General features: G+C 78.2%; 1 protein-coding gene and 1 pseudogene. Both read right to left on the reverse strand.

Annotation, left to right across the window (positions count from 1 at the left end; genetic code table 11):
* Positions 1-714 (reverse strand): SDR family oxidoreductase (locus tag CCN42_RS39545; RefSeq protein ID WP_086741985.1); only part of this gene is annotated, 714 nt, incomplete at its 3' end.
* 427 nt (positions 715-1,141) lie between these two features.
* Positions 1,142-1,756 (reverse strand): annotated as a pseudogene (locus CCN42_RS43070) (hypothetical protein); the annotation flags it as partial.

Here is a 1,756-nt window from a genome sequence, read left to right on the forward strand (position 1 = left end):
GCGGGCGAGCGTCGCGGCGGCGTCCCGCAGCCGTACGGCGCGGCCGGAGCCGATGTTGATGATTCCCTGGGCGGCGGAGAGCGAGGCGGCGTGCACGGCGCGGGCCACGTCGCGGACGTCGACGAAGTCGCGCTGGACGCCGAGGCCGCCGAGTTTGAGTTCGCCGTCGCCGGCCTGCATCGCCCGGCGCATCGCCTCGGCGAGACGGCCGAGCGGCGACCCGGCGGGGGTGCCGGGACCGGCCGGGGAGAAGACCCGCAGCACCACCGCGTCCAGGCCGGAGCCGAGGACGAGTTCGGTGGCGGCGAGCTTGCTGACGCCGTACGGGCCGCCGGGGCGCGGCACGGCGTCCTCGGCGGTGGAGGAGCCGGGCTGGCTGGGCCCGTACTCGGCGGAGCAGCCGATCTGCACCAGGCGGGCCCCGCAGCCGCTGCGCCGCAGCGCCTCGCAGACGGTGGCGACGGCGACGGTGTTGTGGCGGGTGAGCTCGCGGGCGCCGCCCCGGGTGGCTCCGGCGCAGTTGATCACGACGCCGGGGTGGACCGCGTCGAGGAAGCGGGTGAGCGCGCCGGGGCTGCCGGACGCGAGGTCGAAGCGGACGTCGGCGTCGTCACCGCGGCCGAGGGCGGTGAGCTGGACGGCGGGGTCGGCGAGCAGACGGTCGGCGACGTAGCGGCCGATGTAGCCGTTGGCTCCGATCAGCAGAACCCTCATCGGGCGCCTCCCGGGGTGTGCGCGCAGGTGGCCGGCGCGGGCGTGCCGGCCCCGGACGCGAGGGCCGGGCGCGGAGCGCGGGGCGCCGCGGGCTTGTCCGGGGCACCGGACGCCATGGGCGCGTACCGGGCATCGGTCGTCCCGGGCGCGCAGCGGGCGGGGGCCCTTCCGACGGCTCCGGGCGTCCCGAACCCGCGCAGGGCTCCGCCGGCTCCAGCAGGTGCGCTCGCTCCGGACGGAACGCCGAACGCGCCGGTGGCTCCGGGCGCTCCGGGATGTCCGGGTCGGGAGGTGGTCATCTGGTGTTCTCCTTCGAGGGGGTGGTGCGGATGCGTCCGGCGGCCTGGCCGGCGCCTGCGGCGGACGGTTGGTTTTAGGGGGGTGGCACGTCCGTGCGGCCGGGGGCGCGCCGGGTGCGGGGCAGCGGTCAGCATCGGTCGTCGCCTCGGGCGCGGGCGGGCGCGTGGGCCGAGGCGCGGGTGAGCCTGCGGCTCGCGTGGACCAGCAGGGTCAGGGCGCCGGTTCCGCAGACGAGGACCGGGACGCCGCCGGGTCCCCAGCCGTCCAGGAGGGCTTCGACGGGCGTGGCCAGGAACGCGCAGCCCGGCAGCCGGGCGCCGAACAGGGCGGACAGGGTCGAGGCCTCGGCGGCCGCCGCGACGCCCAGGACCAGCGCCGGAGCCCGGCGGAAGCCGTGCGTGGCGAGGAGCCGGGCGAGCAGCAGCAGGGCGCCCAGGGTCAGGGTCCGGGCGTAGGCCGCGGGCTCGTCGAGGACGGCGGCCGCGAGGGCGTGCAGCCCGGCGAGGGCCGCCAGGTACAGGACGAAGGCGCCGAGCAGCAGGGGTCGTACGGCTGCGGCGAACTCCTCCAGGCCGCGGCTGGCCGTCAGTCTGCGGCGGGCGCCGGAGACGAGCAGCTGGGCGCTCCAGGCGGCGGGGGCGCAGGAGAGAGTGAGGGCCGTCAAGGCGGCGGTGTCGACCGGCCAGGCGGAGTTCGCGATTCCGGTGGGCGGGGTGTCGGGGCCGCCGGCGGCCCCGACACC

This window comes from Streptomyces glaucescens, from assembly GCF_002154375.1.
Classification (GTDB): domain Bacteria; phylum Actinomycetota; class Actinomycetes; order Streptomycetales; family Streptomycetaceae; genus Streptomyces; species Streptomyces glaucescens.